Genomic DNA, 17,357 nt, shown 5'->3' on the forward strand with positions numbered 1-17,357 from the left:
TTGTTTGGGAATTGTTTTTTAATCCCTACCTTTTTCTATTTAGAGATTTAATCCCTCCAAACCTCCCTTTAAAAAAGGGAGGCTTTTCCCCTCTTTGAAAAAGAGGGGCTAGGGGAGATTCTTTAAACCACCAAGTTCACTAATTTATTTGGTACAACAATTTCTTTCTTGGTTGGACCTGTCAAGAATTGTTGAACTTCAGGTAATGCTTTTGCTTGCGCCAAGATGTCATCTTTAGACGCATCTACAGACACTTCAAGTTTGCCACGAAGTTTACCGTTCACTTGAACCACGATGGTTTGCGTATTACGTGTAAGTGCAGACTCATCAACAGCAGGGAACAATACTTTTTCCAATTCGATGCCGAACTCAGCCAATAACGTTTGGCTTAAGTGTGGTGCAAATGGTGCAAGTAAAGTTAACAGCGTAGTGATAGATTCACGTGCAACAGCCACGTCATTGTCATCTTTCGCTTCAAACTTGTTATTCGCGTTGAGAAGTTCCATCATCGCAGCAATGGCAGTGTTGAATGCATGACGACGTTCGATGTCATCACCCACTTTTTGGATGGTTTCGTGTGTTTTACGACGTAAGTCTTGCGCAGCAGTAGATAGCGCAGCTTTGTCAATGTTAGACGCGTTGTTGCCTTGTTCAAGGAAACCAGTTGCCAAACGCCATACACGTTTCAAGAAGCGGTTCGCACCTTCAACACCTGCATCCGACCACTCAAGTGACTGATCTGGTGGCGCAGCAAACATCATGAACACACGTGCAGTATCTGCACCGTATTGGTCAATGATTGATTGTGGGTCGATACCATTGTTTTTCGACTTCGACATTTTTTCTTGACCGCCAACGACAACGTCTTGGCCATCTTCTTTGTATTTCGCAGAAGTGATACGACCTTTTTCATCTTTCTCAAGTTCGATGTCAGCAGGGTTGAACCACGTTTTCTTACCTGATTCCGCTTCACGGTAATACGTATCAGCCAATACCATACCTTGTGTTAACAAGTTGGTGAATGGTTCGTTACCTTGAACTACGCCTTCATCACGCATCAATTTATGGAAGAAGCGCGCATAAAGTAAATGCAGAATCGCGTGTTCAACACCACCGATGTATTGGTTCACTGGAAGCCAGGTTTGACCCGCTTCAGGTTTTACCATGCCGCCAGTAAAGTCTGGAGATGCATAACGTGCATAATACCAAGATGATTCTACGAATGTATCTAGCGTATCTGTTTCACGACGAGCGTCGCCACCACAGCTTGGGCACTTAGTTTCATAGAACTCAGGCATTTTATTCAGTGGGTTACCTGAACCATCTGGAACAACGTCAGTCGGAAGAACCACAGGAAGTTGATCTTCAGGCACTGGCACTTGACCACATGATGGACAGTTAATCATTGGAATTGGACAACCCCAATAACGCTGACGAGAAACACCCCAGTCACGTAGACGGAATTGAACTTTTACGTTGGCAAGCTTTTGAGGCTCTAATTTTGCAAGGAAGGCATCAAATGCACCTTGGAAATCTAAACCGTCAAATTCACCTGAATTTACCAGTGTGCCTTCTTTCGAGCCGTACCATTCTTGCCATTGAGTTGCATCAAAGTCCGCATCGTCTGCACCTTTGGCATCAATCACTTGCTTGATGGTTAAGCCATATTTGTTGGCAAACTCGAAGTCGCGTTCATCGTGTGATGGAACCGCCATCACCGCACCTGAACCATAAGACATCAAGACGTAGTTTGCGATCCAAACTGGAACTTCTTCGCCAGTAACAGGGTGTTTAACAAACAGACCTGTTGCCATGCCTTTCTTCTCAGCAGTCGCAAGATCCGCTTCTGCCACTGAACCCATACGGCATTCTTCAATAAATGCTGCAAGTTCAGGATTTGTTTCCGCCGCTTTAAGCGCCATTGGGTGCTCTGCTGCAACTGCAACATAAGTCACGCCCATCAACGTATCAGCACGCGTGGTAAATACTGTTAAACCATCTGCATACACGTCTGGGTTCGCAGAAGGGAAGGTAATTTCCATACCCTGTGAGCGACCAATCCAGTTACGTTGCATGGTCAAGACTTGTTGTGGCCAACCGTCTTTGAGCGTGTCTAAATCGTCAAGTAATTCTTGCGCATAGTCAGTGATGCGGAAGTAGTACATTGGAATATCACGTTTTTCAACCAATGCACCTGAACGCCAGCCGCGACCATTTTCAACTTGTTCGTTTGCAAGAACAGTTTGATCGACTGGATCCCAGTTCACAGTAGAAAGTTTACGGTAGATCAAGCCTTTTTTATAAAGCTGAACGAATAACCATTGTTCCCAGCGATAGTATTCTGGTGTGCACGTCGCGAATTCACGGTCCCAATCTACAGACAAACCAAGTTTTTTCAATTGGTCACGCATGTAAGCAATGTTTTCAAATGTCCATTTTGCAGGGGCAACTTGATGGGCAATTGCTGCGTTTTCCGCAGGTAAACCAAACGCATCCCAACCCATTGGTTGAAGTACAGTTTCACCTTTTAAACGGTGGAAACGGCTGATCACGTCACCAATCGTATAGTTACGCACATGACCCATATGCAGTTTGCCACTTGGGTAAGGGAACATCGAGAGGATATAACGACGTGGACCTTCTACTGTGTCGGCAACTTTAAAGGCTTTGCGAGATTCCCAATCCTGTTGGACTTGAGGCTCAATCGCACTGGCTTGGTATTCAGAGTCAATGTGAGTAGTCATATACGTAATACAAGAGAACGGTTAAAAAATTTAACGCACAGCATAGCGCAAAATGCACCTAAAAGTGAATTTTGCACTCACATTTCCCGAAGAAAAAACGACGGTTCTATAGGGCGGAGTCCTTATAAAGCGACTGCGCGATTTTTAGATTGTTGCAATGCCTCGTTCGCTTCGCGTTGCTGCTGGTCTTGATCCGCTGGAGCTTGAGGCGATTGTTGCTGCTGGCCTTGAGAAAGGTTCTCGGTTTGTTCAACAGGATCAGTACTTCTAGGAGATGTTGGTGCTGAATTTTTCCAGCCATAAGTTTCCACTTTGCCTGCTTTTTTGGCATTTTTCGGCGGTGGTGTTTTGGTGTAATGCGTTACCCCTTTGGCATCGACCCATTTATAGTATTGATCTGCCATGGTATTTCCACTCACAAAACTGAGCAGAAGGGTGCTGGTTAAAATAGCAAACAGTGAGCGTTTCATAGTTTTCGATCCTTTGCAATTTCAGCATTCAGTTTGTGCATATTGTAGTCAGTTTAAATAATCAGAGGAGAATTTTTATCTATTTTTATCGACATTTCGTAGTAAATGCAGAGAAAGGTAATTGAGTAAAATGTAAGCAAGCGAATAAGTAAATTTATTTATAAACGTTAAAATCAAAAAATAGAAAAATTCATTCATTTTTTTTATATGAGACATATTAAAAATTTATGCAAATAAATATCTATCATAATGATTTTATTAAATATATTTGGTTGATATAGAGGGTGCTTAAAGCTTTACTTTTGATAAAAGTTTAGAAAAACAGCAAAAAACCTGCGAGGTAGATGAAACAGAGTGTTTTTTAAACTTGACTTTAAAGCCTGAAAACACAAGAATGCAGCATTAGTTTTATATGCCTTAGATCGATCACCCTTCGAATAAGTGTCATTTCATGCAGTGGGCAATTTCTCTAGCCGAGAAATTGAACAAAGCTAAACAAAATATGTTTATCCCAACATGTTTTAGGTCTTGTATTGCTCGAACAGCTGAAAGATCAGATTTTTTCCCTATTGCGATGAAAACTATGAAATTTATGTGCTATAACAGTGCAGACAGTTAATGAATGAACACTGCAAATGCCTCCCATTTGTGCAGTGAATAATATTAGGGTGAATCACGTTGGAACTTCTATCTGGTGGTGAAATGCTTGTTCGCGCATTAGCGGACGAAGGCGTTGAACATGTTTTTGGATATCCAGGCGGCGCAGTTCTTCATATTTATGATGCGCTATTTCAACAAGACAGAATTAATCATTACCTCGTACGTCACGAACAAGCTGCCGGCCACATGGCAGATGCTTACTCGCGCGTAACCGGTAAAACAGGTGTTGTACTTGTCACATCAGGCCCGGGCGCAACCAATACGGTAACTCCAATTGCAACAGCCTATATGGACTCAATCCCAATGGTGATTTTGTCTGGTCAGGTTGCGAGTCATCTGATTGGTGAAGATGCATTCCAGGAAACCGATATGGTGGGGATCTCTCGCCCAATCGTGAAGCATAGCTTCCAAGTGCGTCATGCAAGCGAAATTCCTGCAATCATCAAAAAAGCATTCTATATCGCGTCTTCTGGTCGTCCAGGTCCAGTTGTTGTTGATATTCCAAAAGATGCAACCAATCCTGCAGAAAAATTTGCATACGAATATCCTGAAAAAGTGAAGATGCGTTCTTACCAACCACCTTACCGGGGTCATTCAGGTCAAATTCGTAAAGCGATTGAAGAATTGATCAACGCGAAACGCCCAGTGATTTACTCTGGCGGTGGTGTGGTTCAAGGCAATGCTTCAGCTCAATTGACTGAAATTGCGCACATCCTTGGTTATCCAGTAACCAATACCTTAATGGGTCTTGGCGCATTCCCTGGTGATGATGAGCAGTTCCTGGGCATGTTGGGTATGCATGGTACTTACGAAGCCAATATGGCAATGCACAATGCAGACTTGATCTTCTGTGTTGGCGCACGTTTCGATGACCGTGTAACCAATAATCCGGCAAAATTCTGTCCAAACGCAAAAGTGATTCATATTGATATCGACCCAGCGACGATTTCAAAAACGATCATGGCACACATTCCAATCGTAGGTGCAGTTGAACCTGTATTGAACGAAATGTTGAGCCAATTGAAGCAAATGAATGTGTCTAAGCCAAATCCTGAAGTGATTGCAGATTGGTGGAAACAGATTGATGAATGGCGCCAAGTGAATTGCTTGAAATATGAAACACCAACTGACGGTTCAATGAAACCGCAGCAAGTGGTTCGTGCTTTAGACAAAATCACCAATGGCGAAGCGATCATTACCTCTGACGTAGGTCAGCATCAAATGTTTGGTGCATTGCACTATCGCTACAAGCGTCCTCGTCAATGGATCAACTCGGGTGGTCTAGGCACCATGGGCGTGGGCTTGCCATACGCAATGGCAGCGAAGCTTGCATTCCCAGATCAGCAAGTGGTGTGTATTACCGGTGAAGCATCAATTCAGATGTGTATCCAAGAGCTTTCTACATGTAAGCAATACGGCTTGAACGTGAAAATCTTGTGCTTGAATAACCGTGCCTTAGGTATGGTGAAACAATGGCAAGACATGAACTACGAAGGTCGTCATTCGAGCTCTTATGTAGAGTCATTGCCTGACTTTGCCAAGTTAATGGAAGCATACGGTCACGTGGGCATTCAGATTGACCATGCAGATGAGCTTGAGTCTAAGCTTGCTGAAGCAATGGCAATCAATGACAAGTGTGTATTCATTAACGTCATGGTAGACCGCACTGAGCACGTTTATCCGATGTTGGTTGCAGGTCAATCAATGCAAGATATGTGGTTAGCGAAAGGGGAGCGCACAGCATGAGACATATCATCTCTGTACTTGTTGAAAATGAATCAGGCGCGCTTTCTCGTTTAGTGGGTTTGTTCTCACAACGTGGCTACAACATTGAAACATTAAACGTTGCGCCAACTGAAGATCCAACGCTTTCTCGTTTGACATTGACCACTTATGGCGATGATCACAAGATCGAACAAATCACTAAGCAGTTGAATAAATTAGTTGAAGTGGTAAAAGTAGTTGATCTGTCAGAAGGTGCACACATCGAGCGTGAATTAATGCTGATCAAAGTAAAAGCATTGGGTTCATCTCGTGACGAAATTAAGCGTACTGCTGATATTTTCCGTGGTCAGATTGTTGATGTAACACCAACGACTTACACGATTCAAATCGCAGGAACGACTGAAAAGGTGGATGCGTTTATTGATGCACTTGCAGAACATACTATTTTAGAAGTAGTTCGTTCAGGTGTTTCGGGTATCGCACGCGGCGAAAAAGTATTGACCATCTAAAATTGAATTTATTTCCTCGACTTTAAACAGAAGAGGGTATCAGGCGATGTAAACACAGGGTCATCGCCTGATTAAACGAACACTAAGCATTTAAGCGGAGACAGCAATGCAAATTTTTTACGATAAAGACTGCGACTTATCTATCATCCAATCTAAGAAAGTAGCGATCATTGGTTACGGTTCACAAGGTCACGCGCATGCGCTTAACCTTAAAGATTCAGGCGTTGACGTAACTGTTGGTCTACGTGCTGGTTCTACTTCTTGGAAGAAAGCTGAGAATTCTGGTCTTAAAGTTGCTGAGGTTCCTGCTGCTGTTGCTCAAGCTGACGTAGTAATGATCTTGACTCCAGATGAGTTCCAAGCTCAACTTTACCGCGACGTAATCGAGCCAAACATCAAGCAAGGTGCAACTCTTGCATTTGCTCACGGTTTCTCTGTTCTTTACAACCAAGTTGTTCCACGTGCTGACTTAGACGTAATCATGGTTGCTCCAAAAGCACCTGGTCACACAGTACGTTCTGAATACCAACGTGGTTCAGGTGTTCCTGATCTTATTGCTATTCACCAAGATGCTTCTGGTAACGCTCGTAACTTAGCTCTTTCTTATGCTTCAGGCGTAGGTGGCGGCCGTACTGGTATTATCGAAACTTCATTCCGTGAAGAAACTGAAACTGACCTATTTGGTGAGCAAGCAGTTCTTTGTGGTGGTGCTGTTGAACTTGTTAAAATGGGCTTCGAAACTCTTGTTGAAGCTGGTTATGCTCCAGAAATGGCGTACTTCGAATGTCTACACGAACTTAAATTGATCGTTGACTTAATGTTCGAAGGCGGTATCGCGGACATGAACTACTCAGTATCTAACAACGCTGAATACGGCGAATATGTAACTGGTACTGAAGTAATCAACGAACAATCTCGTGAAGCGATGCGTAATGCGCTTAAACGTATTCAATCTGGCGAATACGCGAAGATGTTCATCCAAGAAGGTGCTTTAAACTACCCTTCTATGACTGCTCGTCGTCGTCAAAACGCGGCTCACGGTATCGAAGTAACTGGTAACAAGTTACGTGCGATGATGCCTTGGATTCAAGCAAACAAAATCGTTGATAAAGAGAAAAACTAATTTCTCGAATCAATTGATTTGAATACGGAAACCCACTCTTTTAGAGTGGGTTTTTTATATTTATCGTTACGTGCCTCAAATATATGAAAGCATTACTTTCATCTATTTTCGTACCTTGGATTCAAGCAAACAAAATCGTTGATAAAGAGAAAAACTAATTTCTCGAATCAATTGATTTGAATACGGAAACCCACTCTTTTAGAGTGGGTTTTTATATTTATCGTTACGTGCCTCAAATATATGAAAGCATTACTTTCATCTATTTTCGTACCTTGGATCCAAGCAAACAAAATCGTAGACAAAGAAAAGAACTAAGTTCTAATTTCTAAGTCAAAAAGCCCTTGTTTTTAACAGGGGCTTTTTTATGCTTGTAAAAACAAAACTGACTTATTTGAGTTGAACTTCGTACCTCAAATAGGTGAAAGCAGTGTTTTTACTCCTTGTACTTCGCACAAAACAGAGTTTTCGCTCCTTGCGCTTCATTCGAAGCAGTACTTTCACTTCTTGCACTTCGTATAAAACAGTGTTTTGTACTCGTTCATACCTTGGATCCAAGCAAACATAATCGTTGGTAAAGAGAAAAACTAATTTCTTTATTTGATTGATTTGAATGCGGAAACTTACTCAATTTGAGTGGTTTTTTCATATTTTTCGTTTCAAAAAATGTAAATTATTAGATTTAAAAATAAGTTATTATGTGTTGATTTTTTATTGATTTAGAAATACTAGCCCTTAGATTAAGAGGGATTATGAGGCAGTGAAAGATTAAATTTAAGATAAAATAAATTATAAAAAGATAATGGCTTATACAATTGATTGATAGGTGAAGATTTTTTAAGTATTCTGAGGTTTTAAGAAATCAATAAAAATCGTAATCTTTATATTTAAAATGAAAAATAAATTAATTTTTTTAATATGAAGTTAATTGAATTATTATTTGAACTAATTTTAATTCAATAAAATTATAATAAAATTTAAGGCCTGATAAATCTGTATAGAAATGAAATAAAAGTTATTAATTCTGATACAAATATTAAAATAGTGAAAAATAATTTATTAAGTTTTTGATTGTAAAAGGTTAATTGTTTATATTGATTGGGTATTTGCTGAGAAGAATAATGTAAATAAATGAAAAATCAAAAAAATAAATTTAGTAAATTTTTTATTTTAAAATATTGGATTGTAAATTGTAAGGTTTTGTAAGGTTTTAAGATTTGATGGGTTGTCTTAATTTTTAAAAATAAATTTTAAAAAACAATGATTTATTTTTAATTATTTTTTTATATTAACAATATTAATAGAAATTGGGTTTTTATAAATCCATCTATAAACTACCTTGATTATAAAATAATCTTTTTAAAATATAATGATCTACAAGAAATGTGTGCTTTTGTTAAAAGATAATAAAATATATTGTGAAAAGTATCACATTTGTATGTTTTTGAGCTAATGATAATAAGATAAGTCTACGGTTAGGTGGCTGCACTCATAATAATAAGAGTTTTGCATTAACCGTTCTTCGAAATAAATATTTATATTCTTTTAAAAGAATGGAGAAAAAAATGAATAAAATAGTTCTAACAGCATTAGCATCAGTTGTACTTGGCTTAGGATCAGTAAGTATATATGCAGGTGGCCCAGATCGTGGCCCAGGTCCATCTAAACCGACTAAGCCACATAAACCAGGCAAGCATGCTTGTGGTGATAAGTGTGATGGAAAAATTAATGTAGTTCTAGATGTCGCTCGACATTGCGATCTAGATATCGTAGATGAAACCTTAACGCTGGCTCAAGCACAAAATGGTACTTGGACAGATACAGGAACATTTAATGTACGTACAAATGCACCATACAGACTGCAAATCTCAGCACCAAATACCTTAACTGGAGCGGGTGGCGCAGTACCGGTACAAGTGAGCACACGTCAAAATGGCGCTGCTGATGTCTACAATGGTGGCACTTTAGCTAGTACAGGTAATGCTGATCAGGCATTTAATGTAACTGCAACTGTTGCACAAAATGATTACAATAACGCTGATGCTGGTACTTACCGTGGTACTTATACAGTGGCAGTCAAATTCTAAAAAAATAAGAAAATTATTCTTATAAAACAGTTGAATAATTAGGAGATGTTTTTAACATCTCCTACTTTAATTTAAAAAGTTAATAATAATTATATTTAAATATTTGGAGTCAAAGGTGAATATAAAATTAATAGGGTTGCTCATTATGCTCCTATACAGTGCTTCTTTGTCTGCAGGAATTAAATTTAATCCGATACAATTAAATATCCAAGACTTTAAAAGACAAAAAAGTACGACGGTTAATATCGAAAGTACTGGTCTATCTAAATCTAAAATTTATGAAGTTAATGCATTTAAATGGCAGCAGGATGAAAGAGGAGAAGATGTACTTGTAGAAGATGAAACTTTATTATTTAATCCAAAAACTTTTGAACTTAAGCCGGAAAGTAAGCAGATAGTACGTATAGGCTTTAGTCAACCTCCAGAAAATTTGGAAAAACAACAGTCTTGGAGAGTGGTTTTTAAAGAAGTAACACCAGTTGCAGAGGAGTCTGTAATTAACTTTTTATTTAATTTTTCTCTACCGCTTTTTGCTGGAAAGATAGTTCCGCCGAAGCTTAGTGTGGATTTACACAAGATGAATAATTCGGCCTATCTTAATATAATTAATTCAGCAAATTCTTTTGCGAAAATTACTGAAGTTATTGTACTCGATAATAAAAATAATGAATTACTTCGACAGGATTTAGCGTTGTATGTATTAAGTGGTAATAAAATTAAATTTGAATTAGGTGAGATAAAAACTGGGAATATAGCAAAGTTAAAAATTAAATTAGATGAACAAGCAGGATATTTAGAGTTTCCAGTCAAAGGGTGATAGTTCTATCTCAGAAAAATAAGAAATAGTAAAAGGATCATGCTATGAAAGCCACAAAACTTTTCCTAATGATTGCATGTGGTATGGGAGCGATAAATGCAAATGCGGAACTTAATCAACAACCAAGTCAAATGAAAAGTCCAGAAGTACTGATCGTTAATATATGGATCAATGGTGTGGATTATCACACTGAAACTGTAGCATTTTCTGAGAATGGGAAAAGATTTGTTGAATGTGAAGCTTTATCTGATATTGGAATACGGGTAGAAAAAATTTCACGACACCTAACTAAAAAAGATTTTTGTTCATTAACACAGCCAGGAATTACAGTCGAGGATGATTATAGTCTTCAGGCGATTAAAATCTTCTTTCCTGCAGATTTTTTCGTAGGAACCGATTATGAGTTGGAAATAGAAGTTCCGGAAAAAGCAAACTTTGGTGGCTTTGTGAACTATAGTCTGTTCTATGGTAAGGAAGAAGAAGATCAGGAGTTTAATACGTTCTCAGAGTTTGGAATCTTTAAAGATTATTGGTTGTTTAAAAATGCGTTTCTCTATCGGAATGAACCTGAGGAAACGGAACAAGCGTTTTTGCGCGTAAACAGTACCTTAGATATCGATTTTCCGACAAAATTTTTAAAGCTAACTCTTGGTGATACGACCAGTCCTTATAACCTGCTAAATAACTCTTTTCGTTTTGGTGGGTTAAGTTTTGGAACCAATTATATTGATCGTCCTGATTTTGTGTATTGGAATATCCCTGCCTTAAATGGCAGCGCCAGCTTACCCTCTACGGTTGATCTTTTTATTAATGGGGTAAGACTTTACCGTGATTCAGTTACCCCAGGTAATTACAATTTACCAGCAGGGGGAGTTGTTAATCAAGCAGGTGATGCTCAAATTGTGGTGGAAGATATACTTGGAAACCGAACTGTTCGGAGTTTTCCTGTTTATATTAATAGCCGATTATTGAAGCCAAAGTTAAATGAATACAATATTTCGTTAGGAAAGCTGCGTTATAACTATGATCTTGTGGATGATGATTACCGTAATTTTTTTAGCAAACTCTATTTCCGCCGCGGGATTACCTCTTCCACAACCTTGGGCTTGGATTTACTTTATAGTGAAGATGTTAGCAATGTAGATGTGTTATGGACCCAAGGCATCAGTAAGTATTTTCTTTTGGATACCGCTGTATCAGCAAGTAAGGCGGATAGTATAGATGAGCAGGGTTATGCTGCTGCAGTTGGCTTGAGCCGAAGCTCCCAATACTGGTCTGCTGGCTTAAATAGCCGATATTTTACTCAAGAGTATCAATATTTAAATACTGACTTAAATGATTCCGGAATCAAGACTTCAAGTATTTTATATTTTAACTTTTCTAATCTTAAAATTATTGATGGTCTAAATTTTAATTTTATTCATCAGTCTTATTATGATGATGTTGATAATTTTGCCAGAGAAGACCGTAAGTTTTTTGATATTAGAGCGACAAAGGGTTTAACTAGAAATTTATATACGGATTTTGGCTATTATAAAGATTTTAGTGAGGACGGAGATCAGGGATTTCGTATTGCCTTTTATTATAACTGGGGCGAAAAAGGGCGTATTTCTCTGGATCATGATACCGCAGACAATGAAACAAGTTTAAGTTATGCCCATCGAACCATGACCCAGAATGGCTTTGATTATGTAGTGGGTGTAAACCGAAGTGATGAAGAAATCAATTACAATGCGTATGGTTTATGGAAAACCAGTGTGGGTAATTTGCAGTTGTCACATGATGAATTTGAAGATCGCCGCAATTCACAAGTTACATTTGATGGTGCACTCGTCTGGATGGGGAATAAAGTTGCACTGACCAAATATGCTGATAACGCTTTTGCCTTGGTTAATGTAGACCAACATCCAGATCTTGATATTTATCGCTCAGCAACACGCGTAGGAAGTACCAATAAACAAGGTTATATGTTTGTTCATAATCTTATTCCTTATATTCATTATGATATTTCTTTTGATCATAACCAGCTGGCAATGGATGAAACCTTTGAGCATTCTTCTAAGAAGCTAGTGGGCTTAGATCAACGCGGCTATCGTCTGGATTTTCCTATTTATAAAACAAAACGGATTGCTGTCAAACTTAAGGATGCACAGCAAAATTCGCTGGTTGCAGGGTCTGAAGTTCTTGTAGATGGGCTAAGTCAGGAAGCTTCTTTTGTTGATAGCCAGGGTATGGTCTATCTTTATTTATTTAAAGCAGGTGCATATAACCTGAAAATTAAAACTCAAGGCGGAAAGCAATGCCAGGCTCAATTTAACCTCAACGAAACGCAATTCCAAAATGCGGGCAAGCATGTCTTCGAAGCAGTTTGCAAGTAGGAGTAAATTATAATGAAACAGCTCTTTTTCTTAATAGCGGTATCCGTGATGAGCACCCTCGCATCTGCTCAATATTGTTCAATCGATGGCTTTGCTAATGATGAGCTTCGTTTGCAAAGCTATCAGCGTAGCCAGGCAGCCACGTCTTTTAATATTAGCTGTGATACGGGTTATTCAATTTTATTTAATAGCCAAAATCTGGTGAGTCCTGATGGTATGAGTTATGTATCTAATGGCGCCTATAAACTTCGCACTAAGTTAAATTTAAGAGGAGCAAGCGGTAATACGTGGGGAGTACCACTCCAACAGAGCGCGGCCCAGCGACAGAAATTTATCGTATCTGTTCAACTGGTAGATAATCCTCTTAATGGTGTTCCAGCAGGTACTTATCGTGATCGGATTTCAGTCGACATTAATTTCTAAATTTGATCTGAAATAATTCAGTAGCTAAGAAAAGATAAAATAAACTGAAAATAATATAGGAAGCCAAGCGGTGAAATTCCATCATGCAAAACAAAAATTAATGGAGATGGATTTAAAGGGTTGTGTCGTGTTGAATCATCTTTCGCATTCTGGACGTGTGGCTGCTTTTTTTAAAATTATCAGTCGGCTTGGGAATGGTATGTTCTGGTACGTTATGATCATCGTTACCTGGATGCTACAAGGCTTATTATACAGTCTACAAATGCTATATTTAATCTTGGGAAGTACTGTAGGTACGGTAATCTACAAGGTACTAAAAACCAAAACTGTACGCCCTCGACCTTATCAGGTGCATCAGCTTATTCGTCTCGGTGATCATCCTCTAGATTATTACAGTTTCCCCTCAGGACATACTTTGCATGCGGTCATGGCAACGACGATGCTGGGTTATGCAGTTCCATTTCTATTGATTTTAATGCTGCCTTTTACTGTGTTGGTCGCAGCCTCACGAATGATACTGGGTCTGCATTATCCGAGTGATGTAGCGATGGGGGCTGTTATTGGTGTAACTGTGGCGGTAAGTTTTATATCTCTAGCCCCCTTCTTGAATATTGTGTTGTAAAAATATAGATCTGGAACCGCTAAACACTCGCAGATTCTGCCAGATTTGCTAAAGTACCACATCGAAGCAAATGGCTATTAGGAATAGATATGGGTTTACGTTGGACTGATACTCTCGATATCGCAATTGAACTGTATGAAGCATACCCGGACGTGGATCCGCAATGGATTCGTTTTACTGATTTACATGCTTGGGTGTGTGCCTTGCCTGAATTTGAAGATGACCCGACCAAGTCTACTGAAGGACTTTTAGAAGCCATTCAAATGGCATGGATTGACGAAGCACGTTAAGCGCGGCTTTCAAAAAACCGACTTTTTTACAGATGAAAAGCAGAAAATTGCCCATTATCTCGGTATAATGCGCCAAAATTTCTGTCAACAATATGACTCAAGGAGCCTATCATGGCTATCGAACGTACTTTATCTATCGTAAAACCAGACGCAGTTGCTAAAAACGTTGTAGGCGAAATCTTCGCTCGTTTTGAAAAAGCTGGCCTTCAAATCGTTGCAACTAAAATGAAACACTTGACTCAAGCTGAAGCTGAAGGCTTCTACGCTGAGCACAAAGAGCGTGGTTTCTTTGCTGACCTAGTTGCATTCATGACTTCTGGTCCAGTTGTTGTTTCAGTTCTTGAAGGTGAAAACGCAGTTCTTGCTCACCGTGAAATCCTTGGCGCAACGAATCCTAAAGAAGCTGCTCCTGGTACAATCCGTGCAGACTTCGCTGTAAGCATCGACGAAAACGCTGCTCACGGTTCTGACTCTGTAGCATCTGCTGACCGTGAAGTTAACTACTTCTTCGCTCAAACTGAGATTGCTCCACGTACTCGTTAATTCGCAGTATTCAAGCCAGATAAGTGTTATTATACTTATCTGGTTTTTTTATTCCCTGAATAATTCTTTGCTCAGATATTGAGCTTCTCCTTTCATCTTTAGACATGGTTTAGGTAATACACATGAGTACTGAAGCAGTCGCTGTATCAGCAGTTTCTGAGGCACAGCAACACACTCCATCCGCTCCAGCACAGCAACAGGCTGTCGAGAAAGTGAACTTACTTGGCATGTCACGTCCGCAAATGGAAAAATTCTTCGAAGATATGGGTGAGAAGAAGTTTCGTGCCGGGCAGGTGATGAAGTGGATTCACCAATTTTTTGTGACTGATTTTGCTGAGATGACCAATATCTCAGGCAAGCTGCGTGAAAAACTGGAAAAGATTTGTGAAATTAAAGCACCAGAAGTAGTGCATAAAAATTATTCTAAAGACGGTACTCGAAAATGGGTATTCCGTGTCGGTGAAGGCGAGGGCTCACTGGTCGAAACTGTTTTAATTCCTGCCGAACACCGCAGTGGTTTACGTCGTACCTTGTGTATTTCTTCACAAGTGGGTTGTGCGCTGGATTGTTCATTCTGTTCAACTGGTAAACAGGGTTTCCAACGTGACTTAACTCAAGCTGAAATCATTGGTCAGCTGTGGATGGCAAACTACTCGTACATGGAAGATGTGCCAGTCCTTGAGCGTGAACGTTCGGTAACGAACGTGGTGATGATGGGAATGGGCGAACCTCTCTTGAACTACGACGCCGTGTTAAATTCAATGCGTACCATGTTAGATGACTTCGCATATGGTATGTCTAAACGCCGTGTGACCTTGTCTACATCAGGTGTTGTGCCGAAAATTGATCAAATGGTCAAAGATATTGATGTTGCTTTGGCAATTTCTTTACACGCACCAAATGACGAATTGCGTAACGAACTTGTTCCAATCAATAAAAAATATCCGCTAGAGCAGTTGATTGCCGCTTGTCAGCGTTATATCGCGAAAGATGGCAATGAAAGTTCACGTAAACACGTCACGATTGAATATGTGATGCTTGATGGTGTGAATGATCATCCAGAGCACGCACAGCAAATGATTAAATTATTGAAAAATCTTCCAAGTAAAATTAATTTAATTCCATTTAATCCCTTCCCGCATGCGCCATATGGCCGCTCAAGCCGTAACCGCATTATTTCTTTCCAAAAAACTTTGTCTGATGCCGGTTTTGTGTGTACGATTCGTCAGACACGTGGTGATGACATCGATGCAGCGTGTGGACAGCTGGTTGGGCAGGTTGCTGACCGGACTCGCCGTGCTGAACAATGGAAGAAAAAAATCGCGCAATCCAATGAGATTATGCGCTCGCAAGGATAACAAGAGGTCGCCAATTGAAAAATCTGACATCTAAAATTGCTTTTATTTCAACAGTATGTGTTTCTATTGCTTTATCTGGCTGTCAAACAGCAGAAGTGGGTAAAAAGGATCCTAAAAAAGCGACCCAGGTGCGTACTCAATTGGCAGTCGAATATTTGAAGACCGGTGATCTGGATTCAGCAAAAAGAGCGTTAGATGAGGCGCTTAAAATTAATTCACGTGATGCTCAAGCTAATATTATGATGGGCGTTTTACTGCAGCAGGAAGGTAGTAAGCTGAATTTGGATCGTGCCGAAACTTATTTTAAGCGCGCGATTTCAGCTGAACCTAAAAATGCACAGGCACGTAACAATTACGGCACCTATTTGTATCAGCTCGAACGCTATAATGACGCGATTGAGCAGTTTGCAATTGCAGGTGCGACTCTAGGCTATGATCAGCGTTATCTTGCACTTGAGAATATGGGGCGGATTTATCTGAAACAGGGTGATCTGGCAAATGCCGAAAAATCATTCAAACAGGCCCTGCAAGCCAATCGCGATTCTTATCTTTCAATGTTAGAGTTGGCAGAGATTTTTTATCTGAATCAGCAGTTCCCGGCAGCGTCGAATATGTATCAACAATTTGTACGTTCAGTGGGACAGAAAAACCAGGGTGCCCGTGCGCTCTGGATCGGCATTCGTACTGCGCGTGCCGAGGGTGATCAAATGGGCATGCAAGTATTGGTGAACCAATTACGTGCCTTATTCCCTGAAAGCCCGGAATACCAACGTTATTTGCAATTACAGTACAGTACTGAGGCCGTATGGAAGTAAATCCTAATTCACCATCGAATAATTCGAGCGTAGCGCCAAACGCGTTAGGAAATGTTCAACGTCCAGGTGAGTACTTGCGCCAGATTCGTATCAACCAGAAACTTGAACTGGAAGATGTCGAAAGTGAACTGAATATTCCAGTCAAAACTTTGACTGCGCTGGAACAGGATGATTATAAAGCTTTACCGGAAGCGACCTTTATCAAGGGTTATTATCGTACTTATGCGAAGTTCTTAGGTGTGGATGCATCAAATATCATTCAGCGTTTTGATGAAATTTATGCCAATGATACCGGTCTGTTGCCGAATCATGCCCTGAATAATTCCCCAATCAAGATTATGGGTAAATTGCCAGGCTCTAATCGTGACCGTAACCGTAAATGGTTGAAACGCGGTTTAATCGCATTAGTAGCATTAGCAGTTTTAGGTGCATTAGTTGCGATGATCCAGAACTGGTCAGGCAATAGTAGCGCTGAAGTAGAACCAGAAGTGATCACTCAGGTATCTGACGTTGAAATCATTAATTTGGACTCTAATGCAGCAGTGTCTGGTGATCAGCTAAAACTTGAATTTAGCCGTCCTACTTCAGTTCATATTGTTGACTCAACAGGTAAGGTTCTGGCGACTGGTCGTCAGGCATCAACGCTAGATTTAAATGGTGAAACACCATTTCAAATCCGCCTAGATGATGCAACTGCTGTGACCATGACCCTGAACAACGAAAATATTTCATTGTCACCATATACTGTAAACGGAAAAGCAGAATTCCGTTTATCACGTTAATGGCAAGAGAGTAG

Annotated in this window: 15 protein-coding genes; 13 read left to right on the forward strand and 2 right to left on the reverse strand. The window is 39.9% G+C overall.

What is annotated here, in order from left to right; all coding sequences use genetic code 11:
• Positions 1-122: 122 nt before the first annotated feature.
• Together leuS and IHE35_RS02380 are read right to left on the reverse strand one after the other, a co-directional pair.
• The gene (leuS, locus tag IHE35_RS02375) at positions 123-2,744 is read right to left on the reverse strand and encodes a leucine--tRNA ligase (protein ID WP_242789037.1); all 2,622 of its coding nucleotides are present in this window, start codon (positions 2,742-2,744) and stop codon (positions 123-125) included.
• Positions 2,745-2,866: 122 nt separating this feature from the next.
• The gene (locus IHE35_RS02380) at positions 2,867-3,214 is read right to left on the reverse strand and encodes a DUF4124 domain-containing protein (RefSeq protein WP_242789040.1); all 348 of its coding nucleotides are present in this window, start codon (positions 3,212-3,214) and stop codon (positions 2,867-2,869) included.
• A gap of 678 nt (positions 3,215-3,892) precedes the next feature.
• Between IHE35_RS02380 and IHE35_RS02385 the strand changes: the two genes are divergently transcribed.
• The 13 genes from IHE35_RS02385 (at position 3,893) to IHE35_RS02445 (ending at position 17,343) form a co-directional block, all read left to right on the forward strand.
• Entirely contained in the window at positions 3,893-5,620 is a 1,728-nt protein-coding gene (locus IHE35_RS02385) for an acetolactate synthase 3 large subunit (RefSeq protein WP_242789041.1), read from the forward strand.
• Positions 5,617-6,108 carry an acetolactate synthase small subunit gene (gene ilvN / locus IHE35_RS02390; protein ID WP_004278369.1) on the forward strand — a complete coding sequence of 164 codons (492 nt, stop codon included), beginning with the start codon at positions 5,617-5,619 and terminating at the stop codon, positions 6,106-6,108. Before IHE35_RS02385 ends, ilvN begins: the two co-directional genes overlap by 4 nt.
• A gap of 106 nt (positions 6,109-6,214) precedes the next feature.
• Entirely contained in the window at positions 6,215-7,231 is a 1,017-nt protein-coding gene (gene ilvC, locus IHE35_RS02395; RefSeq protein WP_242789043.1) for a ketol-acid reductoisomerase, read from the forward strand.
• 1,562 nt (positions 7,232-8,793) lie between these two features.
• Positions 8,794-9,315, forward strand: a complete 522-nt coding sequence (locus IHE35_RS02400; protein WP_242789044.1) for a hypothetical protein — start codon at positions 8,794-8,796, stop codon at positions 9,313-9,315.
• A gap of 115 nt (positions 9,316-9,430) precedes the next feature.
• On the forward strand, positions 9,431-10,132 hold the full coding sequence (locus tag IHE35_RS02405) for a molecular chaperone (RefSeq protein ID WP_242789045.1): 702 nt from the start codon (positions 9,431-9,433) through the stop codon (positions 10,130-10,132).
• Between the two features lie 44 nt (positions 10,133-10,176).
• Positions 10,177-12,510, forward strand: coding sequence for a fimbria/pilus outer membrane usher protein (locus tag IHE35_RS02410; RefSeq protein ID WP_242789049.1), 2,334 nt, complete (start codon positions 10,177-10,179; stop codon positions 12,508-12,510).
• A 12-nt stretch (positions 12,511-12,522) separates the two neighbouring features.
• The gene (locus tag IHE35_RS02415; protein ID WP_346015087.1) at positions 12,523-12,933 is read left to right on the forward strand and encodes a hypothetical protein; all 411 of its coding nucleotides are present in this window, start codon (positions 12,523-12,525) and stop codon (positions 12,931-12,933) included.
• 70 nt (positions 12,934-13,003) lie between these two features.
• Entirely contained in the window at positions 13,004-13,555 is a 552-nt protein-coding gene (locus IHE35_RS02420; protein WP_242789055.1) for a phosphatase PAP2 family protein, read from the forward strand.
• Positions 13,556-13,644: 89 nt separating this feature from the next.
• Positions 13,645-13,845, forward strand: a complete 201-nt coding sequence (iscX, locus tag IHE35_RS02425; RefSeq protein WP_242789057.1) for a Fe-S cluster assembly protein IscX — start codon at positions 13,645-13,647, stop codon at positions 13,843-13,845.
• A 111-nt stretch (positions 13,846-13,956) separates the two neighbouring features.
• A complete protein-coding gene (ndk, locus tag IHE35_RS02430; protein ID WP_122900270.1) occupies positions 13,957-14,388 on the forward strand; it encodes a nucleoside-diphosphate kinase in 432 nt (143 codons plus the stop codon).
• A 122-nt stretch (positions 14,389-14,510) separates the two neighbouring features.
• Positions 14,511-15,746 carry a 23S rRNA (adenine(2503)-C(2))-methyltransferase RlmN gene (rlmN, locus tag IHE35_RS02435; protein ID WP_242789058.1) on the forward strand — a complete coding sequence of 412 codons (1,236 nt, stop codon included), beginning with the start codon at positions 14,511-14,513 and terminating at the stop codon, positions 15,744-15,746.
• Between the two features lie 14 nt (positions 15,747-15,760).
• Complete coding sequence (pilW, locus tag IHE35_RS02440; protein ID WP_242789060.1) at positions 15,761-16,561, forward strand: type IV pilus biogenesis/stability protein PilW; 801 nt, start codon at positions 15,761-15,763, stop codon at positions 16,559-16,561.
• Positions 16,552-17,343 carry a RodZ domain-containing protein gene (locus IHE35_RS02445; RefSeq protein WP_242789062.1) on the forward strand — a complete coding sequence of 264 codons (792 nt, stop codon included), beginning with the start codon at positions 16,552-16,554 and terminating at the stop codon, positions 17,341-17,343. The genes pilW and IHE35_RS02445 overlap by 10 nt, the downstream gene beginning before the upstream one ends.
• Positions 17,344-17,357: the final 14 nt, after the last annotated feature.

The sequence above is a fragment of the Acinetobacter sp. ASP199 genome (assembly GCF_022700675.1).
Taxonomy (GTDB): Bacteria; Pseudomonadota; Gammaproteobacteria; order Pseudomonadales; family Moraxellaceae; genus Acinetobacter.